Source organism: Candidatus Nitrotoga fabula (genome assembly GCF_905221025.1).
GTDB classification, from domain to species: domain Bacteria; phylum Pseudomonadota; class Gammaproteobacteria; order Burkholderiales; family Gallionellaceae; genus Nitrotoga; species Nitrotoga fabula.
The window spans coordinates 90,210-111,876 of the sequence record NZ_CAJNBL010000007.1; the positions used below are offsets into that span (position 1 = coordinate 90,210).

At 59.0% G+C, this 21,667-nt stretch carries 20 protein-coding genes; 9 read left to right on the top strand and 11 right to left on the bottom strand.

Annotation, left to right across the window (positions count from 1 at the left end; all coding sequences use genetic code 11):
• Nucleotide 1: 1 nt before the first annotated feature.
• From KJA68_RS02985 to KJA68_RS02995, 3 genes are read right to left on the bottom strand one after another with little or no spacing between them, the layout of a single operon-like run.
• Nucleotides 2-499 (bottom strand): Crp/Fnr family transcriptional regulator, encoded by a 498-nt coding sequence (locus tag KJA68_RS02985; protein ID WP_213035444.1) that lies wholly within the window; start codon nucleotides 497-499, stop codon nucleotides 2-4.
• Between the two features lie 26 nt (nucleotides 500-525).
• Nucleotides 526-3,243, bottom strand: a complete 2,718-nt coding sequence (gene secA, locus KJA68_RS02990; protein WP_213035445.1) for a preprotein translocase subunit SecA — start codon at nucleotides 3,241-3,243, stop codon at nucleotides 526-528.
• Nucleotides 3,244-3,299: 56 nt separating this feature from the next.
• A complete protein-coding gene (locus KJA68_RS02995) occupies nucleotides 3,300-3,485 on the bottom strand; it encodes a hypothetical protein (protein ID WP_213035446.1) in 186 nt (61 codons plus the stop codon).
• Between the two features lie 203 nt (nucleotides 3,486-3,688).
• Between KJA68_RS02995 and KJA68_RS03000 the strand changes: the two genes are divergently transcribed.
• From KJA68_RS03000 to msbA, 8 genes are all read left to right on the top strand, one after another.
• Entirely contained in the window at nucleotides 3,689-4,123 is a 435-nt protein-coding gene (locus KJA68_RS03000; RefSeq protein ID WP_213035447.1) for a DciA family protein, read from the top strand.
• Between the two features lie 244 nt (nucleotides 4,124-4,367).
• Nucleotides 4,368-4,592 (top strand): hypothetical protein, encoded by a 225-nt coding sequence (locus KJA68_RS03005; RefSeq protein WP_213035448.1) that lies wholly within the window; start codon nucleotides 4,368-4,370, stop codon nucleotides 4,590-4,592.
• A complete protein-coding gene (locus KJA68_RS03010; RefSeq protein WP_213035449.1) occupies nucleotides 4,589-4,822 on the top strand; it encodes a PP0621 family protein in 234 nt (77 codons plus the stop codon). The genes KJA68_RS03005 and KJA68_RS03010 overlap by 4 nt, the downstream gene beginning before the upstream one ends.
• Nucleotides 4,823-4,912: 90 nt before the next feature.
• Nucleotides 4,913-5,425 carry a 1,6-anhydro-N-acetylmuramyl-L-alanine amidase AmpD gene (ampD, locus tag KJA68_RS03015; RefSeq protein ID WP_320412100.1) on the top strand — a complete coding sequence of 171 codons (513 nt, stop codon included), beginning with the start codon at nucleotides 4,913-4,915 and terminating at the stop codon, nucleotides 5,423-5,425.
• A 197-nt stretch (nucleotides 5,426-5,622) separates the two neighbouring features.
• Nucleotides 5,623-8,376, top strand: a complete 2,754-nt coding sequence (locus KJA68_RS03020) for a ribonucleoside-diphosphate reductase subunit alpha (protein WP_213035451.1) — start codon at nucleotides 5,623-5,625, stop codon at nucleotides 8,374-8,376.
• Nucleotides 8,373-9,422, top strand: coding sequence for a ribonucleotide-diphosphate reductase subunit beta (locus KJA68_RS03025; RefSeq protein ID WP_246487044.1), 1,050 nt, complete (start codon nucleotides 8,373-8,375; stop codon nucleotides 9,420-9,422). The genes KJA68_RS03020 and KJA68_RS03025 overlap by 4 nt, the downstream gene beginning before the upstream one ends.
• A 335-nt stretch (nucleotides 9,423-9,757) precedes the next feature.
• Nucleotides 9,758-10,075 carry a hypothetical protein gene (locus tag KJA68_RS03030; RefSeq protein ID WP_213035453.1) on the top strand — a complete coding sequence of 106 codons (318 nt, stop codon included), beginning with the start codon at nucleotides 9,758-9,760 and terminating at the stop codon, nucleotides 10,073-10,075.
• Nucleotides 10,076-10,130: 55 nt separating this feature from the next.
• Complete coding sequence (gene msbA / locus KJA68_RS03035) at nucleotides 10,131-11,885, top strand: lipid A export permease/ATP-binding protein MsbA (protein ID WP_213035454.1); 1,755 nt, start codon at nucleotides 10,131-10,133, stop codon at nucleotides 11,883-11,885.
• A gap of 12 nt (nucleotides 11,886-11,897) precedes the next feature.
• Here the strand turns inward: msbA and KJA68_RS03040 are convergent, their stop codons facing one another.
• Nucleotides 11,898-12,908, bottom strand: coding sequence for a CDP-6-deoxy-delta-3,4-glucoseen reductase (locus KJA68_RS03040; RefSeq protein WP_213035455.1), 1,011 nt, complete (start codon nucleotides 12,906-12,908; stop codon nucleotides 11,898-11,900).
• 55 nt (nucleotides 12,909-12,963) lie between these two features.
• Here KJA68_RS03040 and KJA68_RS03045 point away from each other — a divergent pair, with 55 nt between their 5' ends.
• Nucleotides 12,964-13,863 carry an SDR family oxidoreductase gene (locus tag KJA68_RS03045; protein WP_213035456.1) on the top strand — a complete coding sequence of 300 codons (900 nt, stop codon included), beginning with the start codon at nucleotides 12,964-12,966 and terminating at the stop codon, nucleotides 13,861-13,863.
• 40 nt (nucleotides 13,864-13,903) lie between these two features.
• Here the strand turns inward: KJA68_RS03045 and KJA68_RS03050 are convergent, their stop codons facing one another.
• From KJA68_RS03050 to KJA68_RS03080, 7 genes are all read right to left on the bottom strand, one after another.
• Nucleotides 13,904-14,503, bottom strand: a complete 600-nt coding sequence (locus tag KJA68_RS03050) for a TIGR02466 family protein (protein WP_213035457.1) — start codon at nucleotides 14,501-14,503, stop codon at nucleotides 13,904-13,906.
• Between the two features lie 190 nt (nucleotides 14,504-14,693).
• On the bottom strand, nucleotides 14,694-15,650 hold the full coding sequence (locus KJA68_RS03055; protein WP_213035458.1) for a radical SAM/SPASM domain-containing protein: 957 nt from the start codon (nucleotides 15,648-15,650) through the stop codon (nucleotides 14,694-14,696).
• A gap of 208 nt (nucleotides 15,651-15,858) precedes the next feature.
• The gene (locus tag KJA68_RS03060; protein ID WP_213035459.1) at nucleotides 15,859-17,085 is read right to left on the bottom strand and encodes an ABC transporter ATP-binding protein; all 1,227 of its coding nucleotides are present in this window, start codon (nucleotides 17,083-17,085) and stop codon (nucleotides 15,859-15,861) included.
• A gap of 78 nt (nucleotides 17,086-17,163) precedes the next feature.
• Nucleotides 17,164-17,952, bottom strand: coding sequence for an ABC transporter permease (locus tag KJA68_RS03065; protein ID WP_213035460.1), 789 nt, complete (start codon nucleotides 17,950-17,952; stop codon nucleotides 17,164-17,166).
• 18 nt (nucleotides 17,953-17,970) lie between these two features.
• Nucleotides 17,971-18,921 carry a peptidylprolyl isomerase gene (locus KJA68_RS03070; protein ID WP_213035461.1) on the bottom strand — a complete coding sequence of 317 codons (951 nt, stop codon included), beginning with the start codon at nucleotides 18,919-18,921 and terminating at the stop codon, nucleotides 17,971-17,973.
• 369 nt (nucleotides 18,922-19,290) lie between these two features.
• Complete coding sequence (locus tag KJA68_RS03075) at nucleotides 19,291-20,985, bottom strand: hypothetical protein (RefSeq protein ID WP_213035462.1); 1,695 nt, start codon at nucleotides 20,983-20,985, stop codon at nucleotides 19,291-19,293.
• A gap of 396 nt (nucleotides 20,986-21,381) precedes the next feature.
• Nucleotides 21,382-21,667: hypothetical protein (locus tag KJA68_RS03080; RefSeq protein WP_213035463.1), on the bottom strand; the 286-nt coding region annotated here is incomplete at its 5' end.

The following is a 21,667-nucleotide window of genomic DNA, read 5'->3' on the forward strand; positions in this document are numbered from 1 at the left end:
GCTAGTAACGCCCGCCCTGCTGGTGTATATAGTTGCTCATTTCCAGCGACTGCATGTTCATGCGCCGCACGATACCGTGCACGTGACGCACGATGCCGCGCATCACATAGTACACAATGGCCGGGTTCGTGCTGAGAAAAGATTCGAGGCTGGAACGTTCCAGCAACAGCATTTTGCTGTCCGACTTGGCAACTACAGTAGCGCTGATCTGCGCCGCAGTCCCGCCGACAAAAGTGATGATGCCCGCCAGATCCCCTGGCTGCAGCAAATGCAGCGTGGCTTTTTCCCCCTCCAGGGAAGCCGTTGCCTCCACTTTACCGGCCGCCAGGATCATCAGGGTATTCCTGAGGCTGCTGTTGCCCGGCTGGAGCAGGAATTCGCCCGCCTTGTATTCCTGCACTTTCACCACCCCCGCCAGCAGTTCGATCTCGGCGTCGCGCAATTCTTCGGTCAACGTGGAATTGCGCAGGGTCTCCAATATCAGGTCCTCGGTCATCATCGCGGTCTCCCCTATTCAAAAATCAGTCAAGTTAACTTGCCGTGGCATTGTTTGTATTTTTTTCCCGAACCGCACGGGCATGGGTCATTCCGCCCCGCTTTCCGCTCCACGCGTACGAACGGCTTCTGCTCTGCATCTGCATCACCCTCCCCGGCAGCCAGAGCCTCATCATAACCGGCATGATGATACTGCACATTTTCCGGTGCATGAGGTTCTTCTACCGCCTCGATATCCTCCTCGGTGCGGATGCGTACGTTCATCAATGTCCGCGTAACATCCAGCTTGATCGCATCCAGCATGCTGGAAAACAGCTCGAACGCCTCGCGCTTATACTCCTGCTTGGGGTTTTTCTGCGCATAGCCCCGCAGGTGAATCCCCTGGCGCAAGTGATCCAGGGCCGAAAGGTGTTCGCGCCAGTGCACGTCCACACTATGCAGCATGATCACCCGCTCATACCCGTGCATCATTTCCGCATCGACCTGCTCCACCTTTTCCCGATACAGCTGCCGTGCAGCCTGCAGCACGCGCTCGCGCAAGGCGGTTTCATCCAGCTGCTTGTCCTGCTCCAGCCATTCCCCGAGCGGCAAGGGCAACTGGAATTCGGAAGCCAGTGCCGCTTCCAGACCCGGTACATCCCACTGCTCTTCCATGCTCTGCGGCGGGATGAACGAATGGATCATCTCCTCGATGACCCCATCGCGCATGGCATCAATGGTATCGGTAATATCCGTGGTCTCCAGCAGATCATTGCGCTGCTGGTAAATTACCTTGCGCTGCTCATTCGCCACATCGTCATATTCCAGAATCTGCTTACGCATATCGAAATTCCGTGCTTCGACCTTGCGTTGCGCATTCTCGATCGCACGAGTAACCCAGACATGCTCAATCGCCTCACCTTCCGGCAGCTTGAAACGGTTCATGATCGCCGCTACCCGTTCGGAAGCAAAAATCCGCAGCAGCGGGTCTTCCAGCGACAGGTAAAAACGGCTGGAACCCGGGTCACCCTGGCGTCCCGCGCGGCCGCGCAACTGATTATCGACCCGTCGCGATTCGTGGCGTTCCGTTCCAATGATATGCAGTCCGCCGCTTTTGACCACCTGATCATGTATCCCCTGCCATTCCGCGCGCAACTGGGCGATGCGCTGCTCGCGCACGGCCTGATCCAGGCTGGCATCCATACGAATCGCATCGATTTGCTTTTCTATGTTTCCGCCCAGCACAATATCCGTTCCACGACCGGCCATATTCGTTGCAATCGTGATCATTTTCGGACTTCCGGCCTGCGCAATGATTTCAGCCTCACGTGCATGCTGCTTGGCATTTAATACCTGGTGCGGCAACTTTTCCTTATCCAGCAGGCTGGACAGCAATTCCGACGTTTCAATCGAAGTCGTGCCGACCAGTACTGGCTGGCTGCGGCTGTAACAATCCTTGATATCCTGAATGGCGGCCCGGTATTTCTCATTTGCGGTGAGATAGACCTTGTCCATCATATCCTTGCGTACCGTAGGCCGGTGCGGCGGGATAATCACGGTTTCCAGATTGTAGATATGCTGAAACTCGAACGCTTCGGTGTCTGCAGTACCGGTCATGCCGGCCAGCTTGCCGTACAGGCGGAAATAATTCTGGAACGTGATGGAAGCAAGCGTCTGATTCTCTTTCTGGATCGCCACCCCTTCCTTGGCCTCCACCGCCTGGTGCAGACCATCAGACCAGCGCCTTCCGGACATCATTCGGCCGGTGAACTCATCCACGATGACCACCTCTGCGCCCTGCACCACATAGTGCTGGTCACGGATGAACAGCGTATGCGCGCGCAGCGCGGCATACAGATGGTGGATCAGCATGATGTTGGCAGGATCGTACAGGCTGCCGCCTGCAGGCAGCAGCCCGGCCTGTGCCAGCAGTTGTTCGGCATGCTCGTGCCCGCTTTCCGTCAGCAAAACCTGGCGGCTCTTCTCGTCCACCGAATAGTCACCCGGGCCATTCTCCTCCTGCTGACGGATCAGATGCGGCACCAGCCGGTCCATATGGACATAGATGTCCACATTGTCTTCCGCCTGGCCGGAAATAATCAGAGGGGTGCGCGCTTCATCGATCAGGATAGAATCCACCTCGTCCACGATGGCAAAGTTCAGCTTGCGCTGGAACCGCTCGCCTGCGTGGGTAGCCATATTGTCGCGCAGGTAATCGAAACCGAATTCATTATTGGTGCCGTAGGTGATATCCGCAGCATACGCCGCCTGCTTTTCGGCATGATCCATCTGCGACAGGATCACCCCGACCGACAAGCCGAGAAAACGGTACAGCCGCCCCATCCACTCTGCATCGCGAGACGCCAGATAATCGTTTACCGTCACCACATGCACGCCCTGGCCGGAAATTGCATTCAGGTAGGCCGGCAGGGTTGCCATCAGGGTTTTTCCCTCGCCCGTGCGCATTTCCGCAATCTTGCCGTAGTGCAGGGTCATGCCGCCGATCAGCTGCTCATCAAAGTGACGCATTTGCAGAACGCGCTTCCCACCTTCACGCACCACGGCAAAAGCCTCGGGCAACAAATCGTTCAGGGTCTCACCCGCGGCATAACGCTGCCTGAAGCTTTCCGTTCTGGCACGCAACTCCTCGTCCGTAAGTTTTTCCACCCCGGATTCAAGGGAGTTGATTTTTGCCACCATCTGGCGGTATTGCTTGAGGAGACGATCGTTGCGACTGCCAAAAATATTTTTTAATAATTTAGAAATCATCTTGTAATTTTTTCAGGTTTCAATTCCGGTCTGCAAGCAAAAAAGAGCGCAACGCCTTACCCCTGTACCTCACCCGGGTATCCTGTCGAACGCTTCCCCCTGTTTTGCACAGGGCGGGCAGGAACCACGGTTCCTGCGTCCGGACAAGCTTTCCCCGGCATGCGCACCGCCACCATGCCATCCACAAGGCATGACTGGACAACACAGGGCAAAACGCGCACCATAAACCCAGCGTCAATCATGAATTGCATATGCTCAATATATTGCCATCTTACCACACTGCTCCGGTTAATCCGAATACACCCACCAGCGCGGGGAAGAGCATGGGATGCCATGCTCCCGGAGATACACCGAACCGGCACTTTGCAAACCGTGCGCTTCCGCATACCATTCCGGGTTTCATTTCTGCATCCTGTTTCTGCTCTACCTGAATTCACCGGATACCGTGCCAAACCGACTCAATTCCTATTTCCACAATACCGGGGAACTGCGCCAGCTGTCGCATCTGGCGGAACAGCTCCAGTCAATGCAACGGGATTTCCGCAGCATCACCCCCCTGGCGCACGCCAGCCATGTGCTAAAAATAGACCAGCAAACGCTGGTCATCGCATCAGACAACGCATCGGTGGCGGCCAAGTTGCGGCAAATGGCCCCCGGCCTGACCGAACAGTTCCAGCACATGGGCTACAGGATTTCCGGCATCCGCGTCAAAGTGCAGATTACCGTGGCGCCCTCCCCGCCCCGGCACCGGGCCGGCGCGCTCAGCGCCGCCGGACGGCAGGAGCTGTCCGATTTCACCCTGAAACTGCAGGATTCCCCCCTGAAAACCGCGCTGCTGCGGCTGGTGGCGGACAATCCGGCAGGAGGCAAGCGCAAATGAAATTCCAGCCCGACTCCGGGTTCCGCCGGATGCCGATCACCACACCTGACTCGGAACGGCAAGCTATGGCACAATACCGCCTGCGGGTACATCCTTCCTGCACCTGGAAATGCCGGAAAAATGCTGGAAACCCCCAGAACACTCCTGGCCGCTTCCCAGCGGACGAAGAATCCTTTCGCTTTCCCGGGCGGAGGTTGCCCTTTTTAATTTCTATTCATGAGCGGTTGCGGTGGAGTAAGGCGGAATGAGTCGCATATTGCGCATATTGATTGTCATTGTTCTCATGGTAGTCCTCTACCTGATGTTCAAGTACCGCCGGCGTACCCCGCGCATGACCCGGGAAACCCCCGAGGCCGCCCGCAAAATATCCCGGAGAACCAAGGCGGGCGGACTGCTTTTGTTCACACTGGTGATTGCCTACCTGGCAATTACCTATCATGAATGGTTTCGGTGGAGCCTGTCGGAATGAATCGCGTAATCACCCTCGTCCTGCTGTTTCTGGCCATCTTCCTGCTGATCACGCGCTTCCGCAAAAAACCTCCGGAACCGGAACCCCCTCCAGCGCCCAGCGAAAACATGGTGCGCTGCGCCCATTGCGGCGTGCACCTGCCCAAGGGCGAGAGCATTACCGCAGGCCAGCAGCACTTCTGCAGCGATGCGCACCGTCTTGCCCACATGGACAAGACGGAACCCTCCTGACCCCCGGATGAAAAACGCACGCCCGTCTCTGCCATTTCCGGCAGGAGCGCCCCTGCCATGAAAGTACGGAACACCGGATGGGTCAGCGGCATGCGCCGCATTCCGTCACCCAACTGTGATCGCCGCCCCCCCGGCACCTCCGTCAGCCTGCTGGTGATCCACAACATCAGCCTACCACCCGGACAATTCGGTGGACAGGCGATCACACAACTGTTCACCAACACCCTGGATACCCGCACGCATCCGTATTTTTCCGGACTCAAGGGGCTGCGGGTCTCCGCTCATTTCCTGATACGGCGCAGCGGCGAGACCATCCAGTTCGTACCCTGCTCCAGGCGCGCCTGGCATGCCGGAGTATCCGCCTGGCAAGGACGCGCTGCCTGCAACGATTTTTCCATCGGCATCGAGCTCGAAGGCACCGATTCCCTGCCGTTCAGCGACCGCCAGTACGCCGTGCTCATCCGCCTGACGCGCGTGCTGCGGCGCGCCTACCCGCTTCGCGACCTCGTGGGACACTCCGACATTGCACCGGGACGCAAAACCGATCCCGGACCGGCTTTCGACTGGCCACGCTTCCTGCGGGGTATGGAATCCATGCCGTAGCCATAGGGCTTCCCACTTGCCCCGGCATGGGGTAAAATACCCAGCAAATATATTAGTCTTCAGCATTTATGTGCTGCATTTGAGTTTTCAAAGATTTTTCAATAGAAACAACAGGTTGCGCACAAGCATTTTTGCCTTTAAATTCAACGTGCTGGGTTGTTGTTTATAAAAACAATATATAAAGATTGGGGGAGAGAATGGATACCGCGAGCGACGATATGAAATTCAAAGTGTCTTCCGGGATGCCGCTCGACCATCACAAAGTCATCCGCCGCAACGGCTCGGTGGTCGGCTTTGAAGCGCACAAAATCGCCGTTGCCATTACCAAGGCCTTTATCGCGGTCAAGGGAGAAGCTTCCGCCAGCGTGCGCGAACTGGTCAACCGCCTGACCGAAACCGTGGTCCGGGCACTGCTGCGCCATCACCCGCATGGCGGCACGCTGCACATCGAAGACATCCAGGATCAGGTCGAGCTGGCCCTGATGCGCTCCGGCGAGCATGACGTGGCCCGCGCCTACGTGCTGTACCGCGAAGAACGCGCCCGCGAGCGCGCCAAGGCCAAGGAAAAAGCAGAGCCTGCCCCGGCGCTGCATGTCAACCACCAGGGCGTGTTGCGCCCCCTGGACGAAGCATGGCTGATGGAACGCATCACTGCCGCCTGCACCGGGCTGGGCGATGCCGTCAACCCCGGCGCCATCCTCAAACTGACGCTGCGCGACCTGTATGACGGCGTGGCCGTGGAAGAAGTGCGCAAGTGCCTGATCCTTGCCGCCCGGGCAATGATCGAGCACGACCCTGCCTACAGTTTTGTAACCGCGCGCCTGCTGCTGAACAACATCTGCTGCGAAGTCCTCGGCGAGGATGCCAACCTCGAACAGCGCTATGCCGGCTATTTCCCCTCTTTCATCCGGCGCGGCATCGATGCAGAGCTGCTGGACCCGGATCTGGCGAATTTTGACCTGCCCCGCCTGGCGCAGGAGCTTCAGGCGAGCCGTGACCTGCAGTTCAGCTACCTTGGCCTGCAAACCCTGTATGACCGCTACTTCCTGCATGTAAACGAAAAGCGGATCGAACTGCCGCAGGCATTTTTCATGCGCGTGGCGATGGGACTGGCGCTCCGCGAAAAAGACCGCAACCGCCGTGCTGTCGAGTTCTATCATCTGCTGTCCAGCTTCGACTTCATGAGCTCCACCCCCACCCTGTTCAACTCAGGAGCGATCCGCTCGCAGCTCTCTTCCTGCTATCTGACCACTGTCCCGGATGACCTTGCCGGCATTTTTGAAGCCATCAAGGAAAACGCCCTGCTCGCCAAATTCTCCGGCGGCCTCGGCAATGACTGGACTCCCGTGCGTTCCATGGGTGCGCACATCAAGGGCACCAACGGCAAATCGCAGGGCGTGGTGCCGTTCCTGAAGGTAGCCAATGACACCGCCGTGGCGGTCAACCAGGGCGGCAAGCGCAAGGGAGCGGTTTGCGCCTACCTGGAAACCTGGCACCTCGACATCGAGGAATTCCTCGAGCTGCGCAAAAACACCGGCGATGACCGACGGCGCACCCATGACATGAACACCGCAAACTGGATTCCCGATCTGTTCATGAAGCGCGTTCTGGAAAACGGCGAATGGACGCTGTTCTCGCCATCCAGCTGCCCCGAACTGCACGAAAAATTCGGCGCGGAGTTCGAAGCCGCCTACCTTGCCTGCGAAGCCAAGGCGGCAAGCGGTGAAATCTCCCTGTACAAAAAAATTCCGGCGACCAGCCTGTGGCGCAAGATGCTGTCCATGCTGTTCGAGACCGGCCACCCGTGGATCACCTTCAAGGACCCGTGCAACATCCGCTCGCCCCAGCAGCATGTCGGCGTGGTGCACAGCTCCAACCTGTGCACCGAAATCACGCTGAACACATCGGATTCGGAAATCGCGGTGTGCAATCTGGGGTCGGTCAACCTCCGCGCGCACATGAAAGCCGACGGAGGAATCGACCACGACAAGCTCAAACACACCATCACCACGGCCATGCGCATGCTGGACAACGTGATTGACATCAACTATTACGCCGTGGACAAGGCGCGCAACTCCAACCTGCGGCACCGTCCGGTCGGGCTCGGCATCATGGGTTTCCAGGACTGCCTGCACCAGTTGCGGATTCCCTATGCCTCGGACCGGGCCATCGAGTTTGCCGACCGCTCCATGGAAGCCGTATGCTACTACGCCTATCTGGCGTCCACCGAGCTGGCCGAGGAACGCGGCCGCTATGAGAGTTATTCCGGCAGCCTGTGGGATCGCGGCATCCTGCCGCAGGATACGCTGGAACTGCTGCGCCAGGCACGCGGGGGGCACGTCGAGGTGGACCTGTCCTCCACCCTGGACTGGGATCATCTGCGCGGGCGCATCCGCCAGCATGGCATGCGCAACTCCAACTGCATCGCCATCGCACCCACCGCAACCATATCCAATATCATCAACGTATCGGCCTGCATCGAGCCTACCTACCAGAACCTGTTCGTCAAATCGAATCTGTCTGGTGAATTCACCATCATCAACGAATACCTGGTGAACGACCTCAAGCGCATGGGACTGTGGGACGAAGTCATGATCGCCGACCTGAAGTACTTTAACGGCAGCCTCGCCAAAATCGACCGCATCCCGGACGAACTGCGCAACCTGTATGCGACGGCATTCGAGATCGAGCCGCACTGGATCATTGAAGCCGCATCCCGCCGCCAGAAATGGATCGACCAGTCACAGTCCCTGAACATCTACATGGCCGGCGCATCCGGGCGCAAACTGGACGAAACCTACAAGCTGGCCTGGCTGCGCGGCCTGAAGACCACCTATTACCTGCGCACCATGGGTGCCACCTCGACGGAAAAATCCACCTCGCGCGCGGGTGAACTGAATGCCGTACCGATGTGCGCCATCGACAATCCTGAATGCGAGTCCTGCCAATGAGCGATTACACCATTGCTTCCAGTTCTTCCGGACGCATACGCGTGGAAGACAAGCGCATCATCAACTGCCAGGCGGACGTAAACCAGCTGGTGCCGTTCAAGTACAAATGGGCATGGGAAAAATACCTTGCCGCCTGCGCGAACCACTGGATGCCGCAGGAAATCAACATGTCGGCCGATGTCGCATTGTGGAAAAACCCCAACGGACTGACCGAAGACGAGCGGCGCATGGTCAAACGCAACCTGGGCTTCTTCGTCACTGCAGACAGCCTGGCAGCGAACAATATCGTGCTTGGCACCTACCGGCATATCACCAATCCGGAATGCCGCCAGTACCTGCTGCGCCAGGCATTCGAGGAGGCGATCCATACGCATGCGTATCAGTACATCGTGGAAAGCCTTGGCCTGGAAGACGGCGAGATCTTCAACATGTACCACGAGGTGCCGAGCATCCGCGACAAGGATGAATTTCTGATTCCGTTCATCGACACCCTGACCAATCCGGAATTCAAGACCGGAACGCCGGAGGCAGACCGGCAGCTGCTGCGCAGCCTGATCGTGTTTGCCTGCATCATGGAAGGGCTGTTCTTCTATGTCGGCTTTACGCAGATCCTCGCGCTGGGCAGGCAGAACAAAATGACCGGGGCGGCGGAGCAGTACCAGTACATCATGCGCGATGAATCGATGCACCTGAATTTCGGCGTGGATGTGATCAACCAGATCAAGCTGGAAAACCCGCACCTGTGGACGGCGGACTTTCGCGCGGAAATTCGCGGCCTGATCCAGAAAGGCGTGGACCTGGAATACCGCTATGCCGAAGACACCATGCCGCGCGGAATCCTGGGCATGAATGCCCCGATGTTCAAGGAATACCTGCGGTTTGTCGCAAATCGCCGCTGCCAGCAGATCGGGCTGGACATCCTGTTCCCCGGAGCGGTCAATCCGTTCCCGTGGATGGCAGAACTCATCGACCTGAAGAAAGAGAAAAACTTCTTTGAAACCCGGGTGACGGAATACCAGACCGGGGGCGCTCTCAGCTGGGATTGACCGGGTTCCGGCAGGCCGCCTTGGCACACGCCGGGGAACGGCATAGAGGCCGGGATGTATTTGTTTGAACTTGGCACCTGAAGGAGAGTTGGAATGACCGCAGTCCAGAATGCGAAACCGGCGACAGCCACAGCGCCCGCAACCAGGAAAACCCGCGCAACGAAAAAACCCGCAGCCGTAAAAGCCGCTCCGGCAACACAAAAGAACGCAGCTGCAACCCAACCGCAATCCGTATCGGCACCAACAGCAATCAAAAAAGCCCCCCGGGAAAAGAAACCGGCCACGTCTTCCGGCTCGGTGCCGCCCCCTTTTTCGCCGCTCAGCCCTGGAAAAAAATGGCCTTTTTCCTCCCCGGACTGGAACAAGTAATTACCCGTGCAGGGTCGGAATCCTGCCCCGCCCGCCCCTACCGGGCCGGCCATTTACCATCCATGAACCTTTGCCCCGGGCGCAGGCGAAACTGGCTGCTCTTCTCTTGTTTACCCACAGTTCGGCGGCAGATTCTGACCTGTGCCGATGACATCTGCCACCCGGAGAACGGGAACCGGGTAAACTCCAGGGATTTTCCGGCCGGTTTCCGGGGTTCTCCGATCCATTCCGGGACCGGTGCGACCCTGACTGCCCCACCCCTGACAGGCGGCAAAGCCGTGTAGAACCGGCCATCACGAACCCAGCTCCGCCCCCGCGCGTACAACCTTGACCCCCATTATGACCAGTTCACAGCTTTATTTACGACTGCTTCGCCATGTCCGGCCCTACTGGCGCGTCTTTGCCATTTCCATTCTGGGCATGATGGGAGCTGCGGTCACCGAGGCACTGTTGCCCGTCCTGTTCAAAACCGTGCTGGACGGCACCTTCATCCACAAGGATGAGGCCGTCATCCGCCTGATTCCAGCTTACATCCTGCTGATCTTCTTTTTCCGCGGAATGACGACTTTTATTGCCACCTACACCATCAGCTGGGTTGGCAACAAGGTCGTCATGGATCTGCGCAATGCAATGTTCGAACGGCTGCTGACCCTGCCCACCCGCTTTTATGACGACCATCCGACAGGCGGCCTGATTTCGAAACTGACCTTTGACGTAACCCAGGTTACCGCTGCCGCAACCACGGTCGTCACCATCGGCATCCGTGATTCACTGATGATCGTCGGCCTGCTCGGATGGCTGTTCTACCTGAACTGGAAACTGACCCTGCTCAGCCTGATCATGGCACCCGTCATTGTCTATTTCATGCGGATCATCAGCCGCCGGTTGCGGGCCACCAGCCGCAACTCGCAACAGGCGATGGGCGACATCACCCAGGTCATTGAAGAAAGCATAACCGCGCACAAGGTGGTCAAGCTGTTCGGCGGGCAAACGTATGAAAGCCGGCGCTTCGCCGGCCAGGCCAACTGGGTGCGCCGTCATGCCATGAAACAGACCGCAGCCGCTGCGGCCAACATGCCCATCGTGCAGATGATCGCGGGCATTGCACTCGCGGGCATCGTTTATCTCGCCACCGAACAGGCGCGCAGCGATGCCACCACGGTAGGCGGGTTTCTGTCCTTCATCGCCGCCATGCTGATGCTGACGTCACCGCTGAAACGGCTCGCCAGCGTAAGCGAGCACTTGCAGCGCGGCCTGGCCGCTGCGGAAAGCGTATTCGCGCTGCTGGACACCCCGGGGGAAAAGGATGCCGGTCGGCTGTCCATCGCCCGCGCGTCCGGCCACCTGAAATTCGAACAGGTCAGCTTTTCCTACCGGGACGATGGAAAGCTGACCCTGCGCAACCTCAGCCTGGATATCCCGGCCGGGCAGACGCTCGCACTGGTCGGCGCTTCCGGCGGCGGGAAAACCACCCTGATCAACCTCGTGCCGCGTTTTTATTCTCCCTGCAGCGGGCGCGTCACCCTCGACGGGCATGACCTGGAAACGCTCTCCCTGTCCAGCCTGCGCACCAATATCGCCCTGGTCAGCCAGGAAGTGGTGCTATTCAATGACACCGTTGCCGCAAACATCGCCTACGGGCAGGAGCGCGCAATACCGGAACAGGAAATCCTTGCTGCGGCGCAGGCCGCACATGCCCTGGAGTTTATCCGCGAAATGCCGCAGGGCATGCAAACCCTGGTCGGAGAAAAAGGGGTACGCCTGTCCGGCGGCCAGCGCCAGCGCATTGCCATTGCACGCGCCATCCTCAAAAACGCCCCGATCCTGATCCTGGATGAAGCCACCTCCGCGCTGGACAGCGAATCCGAGCGCCACGTGCAGGCCGCCCTGGAAACCCTGATGCAGGGGCGGACCACGCTGATCATCGCCCACCGCCTGTCCACCATCGAAAAAGCCGACCGTATCATCGTACTGCACAAGGGCGAAATCGCGGAAAGCGGAACACACCAGGAACTGCTGGCCGCAGGCGGAATGTACGCACAATTGCAGCACAATCAGTTCATGCGCGGCCAGTCGCCCGAACCGCCCCGCTGAAAACCGCAGAAATCAGGTTTTGCTGGCCGGTGTAAAGGCGTCGGAGAAAAATTCCTCCTGCGGCAACCCGCGCAGGGAAGTAAAATCACGGTGCGCCGCCTCCACGACTACCGGCGCACCGCACACATAGACCTGATGACCCGAAAGATCGGGATAGTCCGCAAGCACCGCCTCATGCACATAGCCCGTCCTGCCCTGCCATTCATCTGTTGCCAGCGCTTCCGACAGCACCGGGGTAAAGCGTATGCCGTGCGTTTCCCAATCCCGCGCCTTCTCCAGCATGTACAGGCCACTCAGGGTGTTCGCGCCCCAGTAAAAGTGCATCGGACGCTGAATCCCGGTGTGCAGCGCATGCTCGATGATCGACTTGATCGGGGCGAAACCGGTTCCGCTGGCAACAAACACCACCGGCTTGGTGCTGTCCTCGCGCAGGAAGAACGAACCCAGCGGCCCCTTGAAGCGCAGAATGTCACGCTCCTTCATTTTCGTGAAAACCAGGTTGGTGAACTCCCCGCCGGCAATATTGCGCACGTGCAGCTGCAGGAACTCGTCATCATGCGGGGCGTTCGCAAGCGAAAAGCTGCGCGGCTTGCCGCCCTTGATCAGAATATCGATATACTGCCCGGCCAGGAACATCAGGCGCTCGTTCGCAGGCAGCTTGAGGTACAGCACCATCACATCGTCGAAGCGTTCCAGCTTCTGCACACGGCAGGGCATGGTACGCACCGGAATGTCCTTGACGGCGCTCACTTCCCGGCACTCGATGATCAGGTCGGAAGTCGGCCTGGCCGTGCAGAACAGCGCCAGCCCCTCTGCCTTCTCGGCCCCGGTAAGATACGTTTCATCATACTTGCCATAATCCACAGTACCTTGCAGCAGCCTGCCCTTGCAGGTTCCGCATACCCCTTCACGGCAGCTGTAGGGCAAAACAAAACCGTGCCTCAACCCCGCTTCGAGGATGGTTTCGTCCGCCTCCATGGAGAAGCTGTGGCCGCTGGGCTGGATAATAACGTTGAATGCCATGAAAATATCGTCTGCACCATGAGCAAAAAAAGTAATTTTAACGCATAATTCTGTTATGAAACGAATCTTGATTGTCGGCTGCGGCGATATCGCCTTGCGGGTGGCTCCATTGTTGCGGGGGCGGTATCGCCTGCTTGGACTGGCGCGCAACCCGGAACGGTTTCCCGAGCTGCGCAGGGCCGGTATCACGCCGCTGCAAGCGGATCTGGATCACCCTCCCAGCCTGGCCCGCATCACCGGAGTGGCGCATACCGTGCTGCATTTTGCGCCCCCGCCGAATTCCGGAACAAACGACCCCCGCACCCGCAACCTGCTGGCCGCCCTGTCGCGGGGCACCCTGCCGGAAACCATCGTGTACATCAGCACCAGCGGGGTCTATGGCGATTGCGGCGGAGACTGGGTTGCAGAAACCCGACCCCTGCATGCGCAGACCCCGCGCGCGCAGCGCCGCGTGGATGCCGAAAAACAAATCCGCGCCTGGGCAAAGCGCTGCGGCGTACAGGCCGTCATCCTGCGCGTGCCGGGCATCTACGACGCGGAAGAAAGGCTGCCCCTGCAGCGCCTGCAGCAGCGCACCCCGGGAATCATGGCGGCGGAAGACAGCCATACCAACCACATCCACGCGGACGATCTGGCACGCGTCGTGGCTGCCGCCCTGCGCCACGGCAAGCCAAACCGGGTGTATCACACCAGCGATGACAGCAGACTGAAAATGACCGACTATTTCGACTGCGTGGCCGATGCCCTGAACCTGCCGCATGTGCCGCGTGTATCGCGCTGGCAGGCGCAACAAATCCTGCCGAATGGCCTGCTTTCCTTCATGAACGAATCACGACGCCTGTCCAACCAGCGCATGAAGCGCGAGCTGAAAGTCCTGCTGCGCTACCCGACCGTGGCAGATGCGCTGCAAACCCTGCGCGACCGGGCTGCGGAAAGGCATTTACAACCTGGATAATTCCGGTCCATGTCGCGTTGCACAGCGCGCAGCCGCTGCGTTACAGGGGCGTTCCCTTTTTCCGGATGCGGATATTGAACGAGATCGAGATTCTTTCCCGGTCTTCCGGATTCGGCTCGACCGAATGCGGCACCCAGGACGGAAACATCACCAGATGATTTTTCTGCGCCGGATAGGAAATCTTCGGCGCATTAATCGCATTCAGCTCCAGCACCGGCGCCAGCGACTCGATCGTATACTGCTCCTGAAAATTCCGGTAAAACTCGATTTGCGCATCGGAATCGGTCAGATAATAGGCCCCGGACAGGAACGATGCGCAGTGGATGTGGATCCGGTTATAGTGGCTCATCTGGTTGATGTTCACCCAGATGTTGTCAAAATAGGTTTCAAATTTTGTGCCATCATAGCCAAAATCCTTCAGGCACTGCCTGGAGCGGCGCAGAATTTCGTTCAGCAGGGGCAGGGTTTCCGGATGATCGCCGTAATAAAACTCCCTGGATTGCCACCCGCCGGCATTGCTCAGCTGATTGCCCTGCGGGTCGGACTGCCGGAGCCGGTGGCAGAAGGCAACCATGGCATCCACATCGATATTCAGCTTGTCCCACCACACAGGCGTGGAAAAGTAAGTGTCCAGGTTCATCGTGATCCCTCTCCGCAGCGCAAAAAATCATGAAAAAACGGGCATGACCAGCATCGGTCCGGCCGGATCGTGCCAGCCGCATTATACTTGGCCTGCTGCGCAGCGGACACTCCATCCCGCAGATTTTTTCAGGATCGCGCGGCGGAACGGCGGCCCCGGAAAAACCGGCCACCCGCGCCGGCAGGCGCGATCATTTTTGCGGAAGCTCGCTCTTGTTGGCGCTCCAGTAGGTGATCGGGCTCCAGAACGACGGTCCCTCGCTGCCAACCGGCCCTACATCGCACTTGCCGCAAACCGCCATCGCCGCACGGTTTTCCGCCTGCTGCCGCCTGAAATTGCGACGCGCCTCGCCATTCAGGATTTCGCTGTATTTCTGCGTCATCAGGTTGCCCAGCACCCCTGCCTGCGGGTGCATGCAGCAGGGCACCACCGTGCCGTCGGCATCGACATACAGCTGGTTGATTTCGCCAAACCACGGATGCGAGTCGAATTCACTGGCATCCGCCACGAAAGTGCAGGACCCCTGCGGAACGCTGAGCGCACGCCCGGTACGGTTCTCCTGCGCCTGCGGCAGCGCCATCCAGCGGCGGAACTCCGGGTTCCAGCCGCGCGGACGCAGCACCGATTCCCAGCGGCGTGCGTCTTCCTCGGACTGGATCACCGTCCGCGTCAGCAGCTGCATCGCCGGCGCCCAGCGGTCGCGCAACCGGGCGGCACGTTCCAGAAACTCGATCAACCGCTCCCACTTCGATGGCGGCCGCAGGCGCTCGTAGCTTTCCGGCGTGCCGTCCCCGTCGCAGCTGACAAACAGCTTGTTGACCACCTCAAGCTTGACCATTTCCTCGAAATCATCCCAGTACACCTTCTGCGCATTGGTACTGAGCTCCACCGCCGAAACCTTCCAGCGCTGGCGGGGAATCTGCGCCACGATGGCGGAAAGCTGCTTGTGCAGCAGCGGCTCGCCATAATTGAACAGGCGCAGCGAATGGATGCGTTCCACGTCCATGTTGCCCAGGCAGCGCGCGAAATCCTCCACCGTAATGCGGTAGATGTCGGGCTCCAGCGTCGAGTTCGGGCAGCCCACGCATTTCAGCTGGCAGCCGTGGACGATATCGAAATGGACGGAGTACAGGTGCTTCGGTTGCATAGTGTTCCTTGTAAAAATTCCGGCGGGTTTCCATGCCGTGGCTGGAATACGCGTTGTGAACGGGATGGAGCCACCCCTGCCGCCAAGTCCACCGGAAATGCCGGGAAAGGCTGCCCCTCCGCAGGGAAAAGGCAAAAAATAATTTTAACATGGGCAGGGACACGTACCAATATCCCCGCTCAGCCCTACCCCCGTCCTCCCGATTCCTTCATTCCTGCACCCCGCGTTCCCGTTCGGCAAAATCGGGGCGCGCAGGCAGCCACTCGTGCTCCAGGCGGCACAGGCTGTAATCGCGGGTCTGCCCGGTCACCCGCAGCGTCGTGTTCACCGTGTCAAACAACCGCAGCCCTTCCGGGTCCATGGCATGCGCGCGGATCGTATATTTCCCCGGCAGCAGCGGCAGCCTGGGCAGGCGCACGCAGAAACCATAGGTTGCCGGGGCGATGCGGCCGGGGACATACGCCGTTTCATTGGAGTGCGTCCCGTAGATGGAGGTTCCGTCCACCCGTGCAACACCGAACAGGATCACCGGCGGTCGCTCGTCGGGGGAGTGGGCCACCCCGCAGATGCGCAACACCCCGCCCATTTCCAGCTCGGCGATTTCCGTGCCGGCATCATCCTCCAGCCACAAGCTGCGGATCTGGTAGATTCCCTCGGGGTGCACCCGGTGTTCCTGATGCTCGGCCTTGCAGTTCTTTTCCTCGTGATAGGTCAGGTATTCCCGCGTCACATCAAAACTGTTGCCGTACATGTGCATCCGCCCGCCATGGATCCACACCGCCTTCTGGCACAGCGTCTGGATGTGGTACATGCTGTGCGAGCACAGCAGCAGCGTTCCCCCCTGCGCCAGGTAGCCTTCGATCCAGCGGATGCATTTTTTCTGGAACGACTCGTCCCCCACCGCCAGCACCTCGTCGGTAATCAGGATATCCGGGCGCATCGCGGTTGCCACCGCAAATCCCAGCCGCACCACCATACCGGACGAATAATGCTTGATCGGCTCGTGGATATGCGAGCCGATGTCGGCAAACTGCACGATATCCTCCAGCTTGCGGTCGATTTCGGAATGGCTCATCCCCATCAGCGCGGCAGCCAGATGAATGTTCTCGAGGCCGCTGTATTCGGGATGGAACCCGCTGCCCAGCTCCAGCAACGCCCCGATGCGGCCGTTCACCTCGATCTGGCCGGTGGAGGGCTTGACCACCCCTGCGATGATCTTCAGCAGCGTCGATTTCCCGGCGCCGTTTTCCCCGATCAGCCCCAGCGACTCCCCGGCCTTCAGCTCCAGGCTCACCCCCTGCAGCGCGCAAAAATGCGGAATCTCGCCACGCCGGAACAGCAGCGAGGCAATCATGCGCAGACGGTTCCCGCTGGTGGAAACGCTGGGGTAGTCCTTGCCGATCTGGCACAGGCGGATCAGCGGGGCAGGCTGCATATTGGTGTTGAAAATGGTTTCATCGGAAAACCGGTCCGGGGGCGATGCACCCTGCTGCCGGCCCGCGCCAGGGACGCATTACAGAAAATCCTCGAAATACGGCGACAGCCGGTTGAAAAACCAGCGGCCGGCCGTAAAAACAGCCAGGCAGGCCGCCAGCATCACGGCATCCTGCCAGCCGATCTGGCTGTTGCCGGTCATCAGCAAATCGCGGATGCGACTGATGAAATAGGAAAACGGGTTCCACGCCATGACCTGCTGGATCTGCGGCGGCACCAGGCTGGCCGGATACAGCACCGGCGTGGCGTAAAACCAGATCATGAACAGCGGAGCCAGCAGATGCTCCACGTCCTTGAGCAGCACCTGCAGCGCTGCCAGTATCAGCGACAGGCCGCTGGTGAACAGAAACTGCATGCACAACAGCAGCAGCACCAGCGGCAGCGACAGCAGATGCAGATCGCTGCCGCTGAGCGCCAGCACCGCCAGCACCAGCAGGAAGCCGCCGACATGGACGACATACGTCGAAAGCACCGATGCATGCACCAGCAGCTCGTGCGGAAACGCCACCTTCTTGACCAGCCCGCTTCCGTTCTGCACCGCCAGTGCGCCGCGCTGCGCCCCTTCCTGGAACGACAGCCACGGCCACAGGGCCACCGCCACGAACAGGATGAAACTGTGCCCTGCCAGCTCCGGGAACTTCACGCGGAAAATCACCGTGAACACCAGCGCATACACCGCCAGCAGCGCCAGCGGGTGCAGCAGCGCCCAGAACGCGCCGCTGACGCTGCCGATGTAACGGCCCTTGATCTCGCGCGACAGGAAGTTCAGCAGCAGCCAGCGGTAGGGCCACAGTTTCCGGATCGCCATGAATTACGGCCTGGCGCCTCAGTGCTTGCCTGCAGATGACGCTTTCGGGTCGGCCGCAATGGGCATCCGGCTCAGAAAGCGGTCGGCTGCCTCTTCGTTCAGCTTGAGCGAAGGATCACTCAGGATGTCGCTGAGCAGTTTTTTGCGTTGCTCGTTCTGGAATTTCTCGCGCTCTCCCTGGATGATTTTGTCCTTGACCTCATCGAACGTGCGCACCGTCCGCGGCTTGCTTTCATGGAACTGGATCAGGTGATAGCCAAACTGGGTCTTCACCGGCTCGCTGATTTCGCCCGGCGTGTTCATGGCAAAAGCGGTATCCGCAAACGGCTTGACCATTCTCTTCGCCTCAAAGAAGCCGAGATCGCCCTTGTTCGATTTTGCGCTCGGGTCATCCGAATATTCCAGCGCCAGCTCGTCGAATTTTTTGCTTCCGGCCACCGCCTGTTCGCGCACCTTGCGCGCCAGCTCCAGCGCTTCTTCCGCGCTGCGCGATTTGGTGTCGATCAGGATATGCGAAGCGTGCACTGTTGGTTGCTCGGTGTATTTGTCCGTATTCAGCTGATACTGCTCGCGAGCGGTCTGGGTGAAATCCGGCAGCGGTACCGCGTTGACCACGCGGTTCAGCTGCTCCTGCGCCAGCATTTTCTCGGCTGCATTCTGGATCTGCCGCGTCATGTCTGCTTCCTTGTCAATCCCGGCGCTGCGCGCCTGGGCAGCCAGCGTCTTGTTGATCACCAGGTTTTCCAGGATCTTGGACAACCGCTGCCGGTTGGCCAGCACCTCAGCGCGATACTGCGCCGGGATGCGCTGCAGATCGGTCTCGAGATCCTGCGCCGTGATTTTCATCTGGCTGGATTCCGCAATCACCTGCGCGGGGTCCACCCCGGCGCTTCCGGCAGCAAGAACCGGAGCGGCGCAGCAGGCCATCGCTGCCAGCGCCGCATACTTCTTCCATACGAACAGACTCATTATTTTTCACCTCTATATTTATGGAACTGAATCAAATTATTTCCCTTCCCCGACATAGGAAAGGCAACGAAGAAACCACCTGTGCGACCGGGTTGCCCCACCCGGTTCTGCCGCATGGACATCCGGCCACGTGGCAATAGACAACCTGCCCGCCGGAATGGTTCCACAAAGCGAAAAATCCTGATGGGTTCAGGCAGCCGGATGCGCCCCCTGCCGGGCGGATTATACCTGCGTCCTGCGCATAACACGAATACTGGCGCCTGTGGCCACGCGCATGGCGAAAAAAAAGTGGTGCGAAAACTTCTCGCACCACTTTGGTTTGGCCGCACCGTTCTGCGTGCGACCGGAGATCAACTGGAAGATAGCCCGTTATTTGACCACTTCGCAAACACCATATTTACCATCTTTCACGGCATCACCCTTGTATCCACCTGGATTTTCATCCTGGACGCAAACGTTCATGTGCACGCAAACGTCTGGAGTATCCCCAGGCATATCCAACCGAACCTGCGGCCACAGACATTGTAATTCACCTGGGGGAGGCGGTGGGGGTGGTTCGCAGCCCTCAGGATTGCCGCAGGGAGGAGGAATCTCACCATCAATCAAGGTGGTGAACTTGTGCTGGAAGCTGCCGCCGTAGGTGGCCATCACGTTCGGCGCGGCATTGTTGTTCACGAAATCCTGCACCATGAAGCCGATCAACGGCAGACCGTGATAGAAATGCCCCTCGCTGGAAGTCTGGTTGTGCAGATCCTCGTCAAAGGTCATGCGCACCCAGCCGTTCTGGAAGTCCTGCACCGCGATGTTCACCGAATGCGCCGAGCTCAGGATGTTGCTGTTGTTGAAGGTGACCACGTTGGCTTCCCAGCACAGCGCATTGTTCACGCCGGGCGGGGGAGGCGAGAAGCCGCCAACTACGTGCTGCCGTTCCTCGCGATCCCAGTATGCAATATCCACCGGTTCGCACGCGCCGTTTTCCCAGAAAGTGGAGGAGAACGGTGGGAACGCTACATTGCTGTCGTGGGAATCATTGTTCGGATCCTGGATCGGCACCGAGTAGCGCTTGGTTGGCATCGTCACCACCCAGTCGGTCCCGGACAGGGTTACGTTATCCAGCACGAACTCGTTGATCACGCTGTTGTGCATCAGCACTGCGTTCACGGCGTTCACCGAATCCTTGTCCGCATCAGAATCACCGTATCCGCCGGTGTTCTTCCACGTGCTGCGCACTACACGCTGATCGTAGAACACCACGCTCTGGTCGATCCCGTGGCGCAGGTCAGGCTCGATCGAGCCGGCCTCGTGCCAGATTTCGTGGTTGGCAAAGTTGTCCAGCGCCACCGGATCATAACTGAAATCGGTGCCGAACGCCGGGCTGATCAAAGACGCGCTTCCGGACAGACCGCCCCTCGGCCGGTCAATGTGAAGCTTCTCATATTCATCCCCGTTTTTCAGCCCCTGCAGCTTGGAGCAGTCATCCGGCACACCATCGACGTGGGTGATATATTCCCGGTAGTCTGCGTCATCGATCACGCCCATTTCGATGATTTCAAAGTACCCTTCGCGCGTGCGGTCCAGGGACTGGGTCTCACCATCGCGGCCGCCGATGTTGATGCCGGGCGCACCGGGGATCTTGTCTTCGTTATCCACCGTGCCGGTGTAGGCATAGTTCACGAATGCCTGGCCGCCCGCCGGAATGGCTGGCGTGGTGCAGGACTTGTCGGCAGTCACCACCTTGGCGCCGCTGCCGGTATCGACCACGGCCGCGGTCCACATGTCATACGGGGACAGATACAGGTTGAAGTCCAGCACTTCGCGGCTGTTCCTCGATTCCAGGAAGCGAACCTTCACCGCCTTGACATCAGGGGTAGTGTTGATCACGGACAAATAGGTGTCCATGCCTGCGCGCGTGGTGTAGTACGGATACAGCAGCACCTGGCCGGTACCGTCACTGTTCACATACACACCGCCCAGGGAATTATCATAATCCGCCAGCGCCATGCCGGAAGCGCTGATGCCTGCTGCCAGCGCCAGGCACATTGACTTTCTCTTGAAGTTGTTCATTTTCGGTTTCCTTGTAATTGATTTTTTTCCTGCATCAGGATTCTGCCTCAAACCCCTGCTCTTCTCAAGACAGACCGGGCGGAACATGCCGCTTCTGCCCTCCTTACTCGCCCACGTACTTCCTGCGCACGCAGCGTACGTCCCGCCAACCTGCCTCCCCGCCGCCGTGCATCGTGTCAATGTGATTGCTTTTCATTGCTTTTTCACGGCTGCTGCAAAGCAGTTCTCAGTATTTACGCCGGTTGCAACGGCTTGTCAATCATTTTTCATCCAGTTGCATAAATGATACAAAACAAACCGGGGTGCAGATTTCTCCGCACCCCGGTTTCCGGCTTCGCTTCCGCCAATCCAGCAAAACCGCATGCAATCTGCGGTTCCGGCGAGCTTGCCTACGCCTTAATATGCGTAATGGCAGGACTCATATTTCTGATTCACCTCACCAGAAATGCAGGTCTCATACTTGTGCTTCGCACCGTTTTCCCAGAAGGTGGATGTGAACGGAGGCAGTGCATGGTGGCCGTCGTGGTTGCTGTTGTTCGGATCCTGGATCGGCACAGAGTAGCGCTTGGTCGGCATCGTTACCACCCAGTCGGTTCCGGACAGGGTTACGTTGTCCAGCACGAACTCGTTGATCACGGCGCGGTGCATCAGCAGCGCATTCACCGCATTCACCGAATCCTTC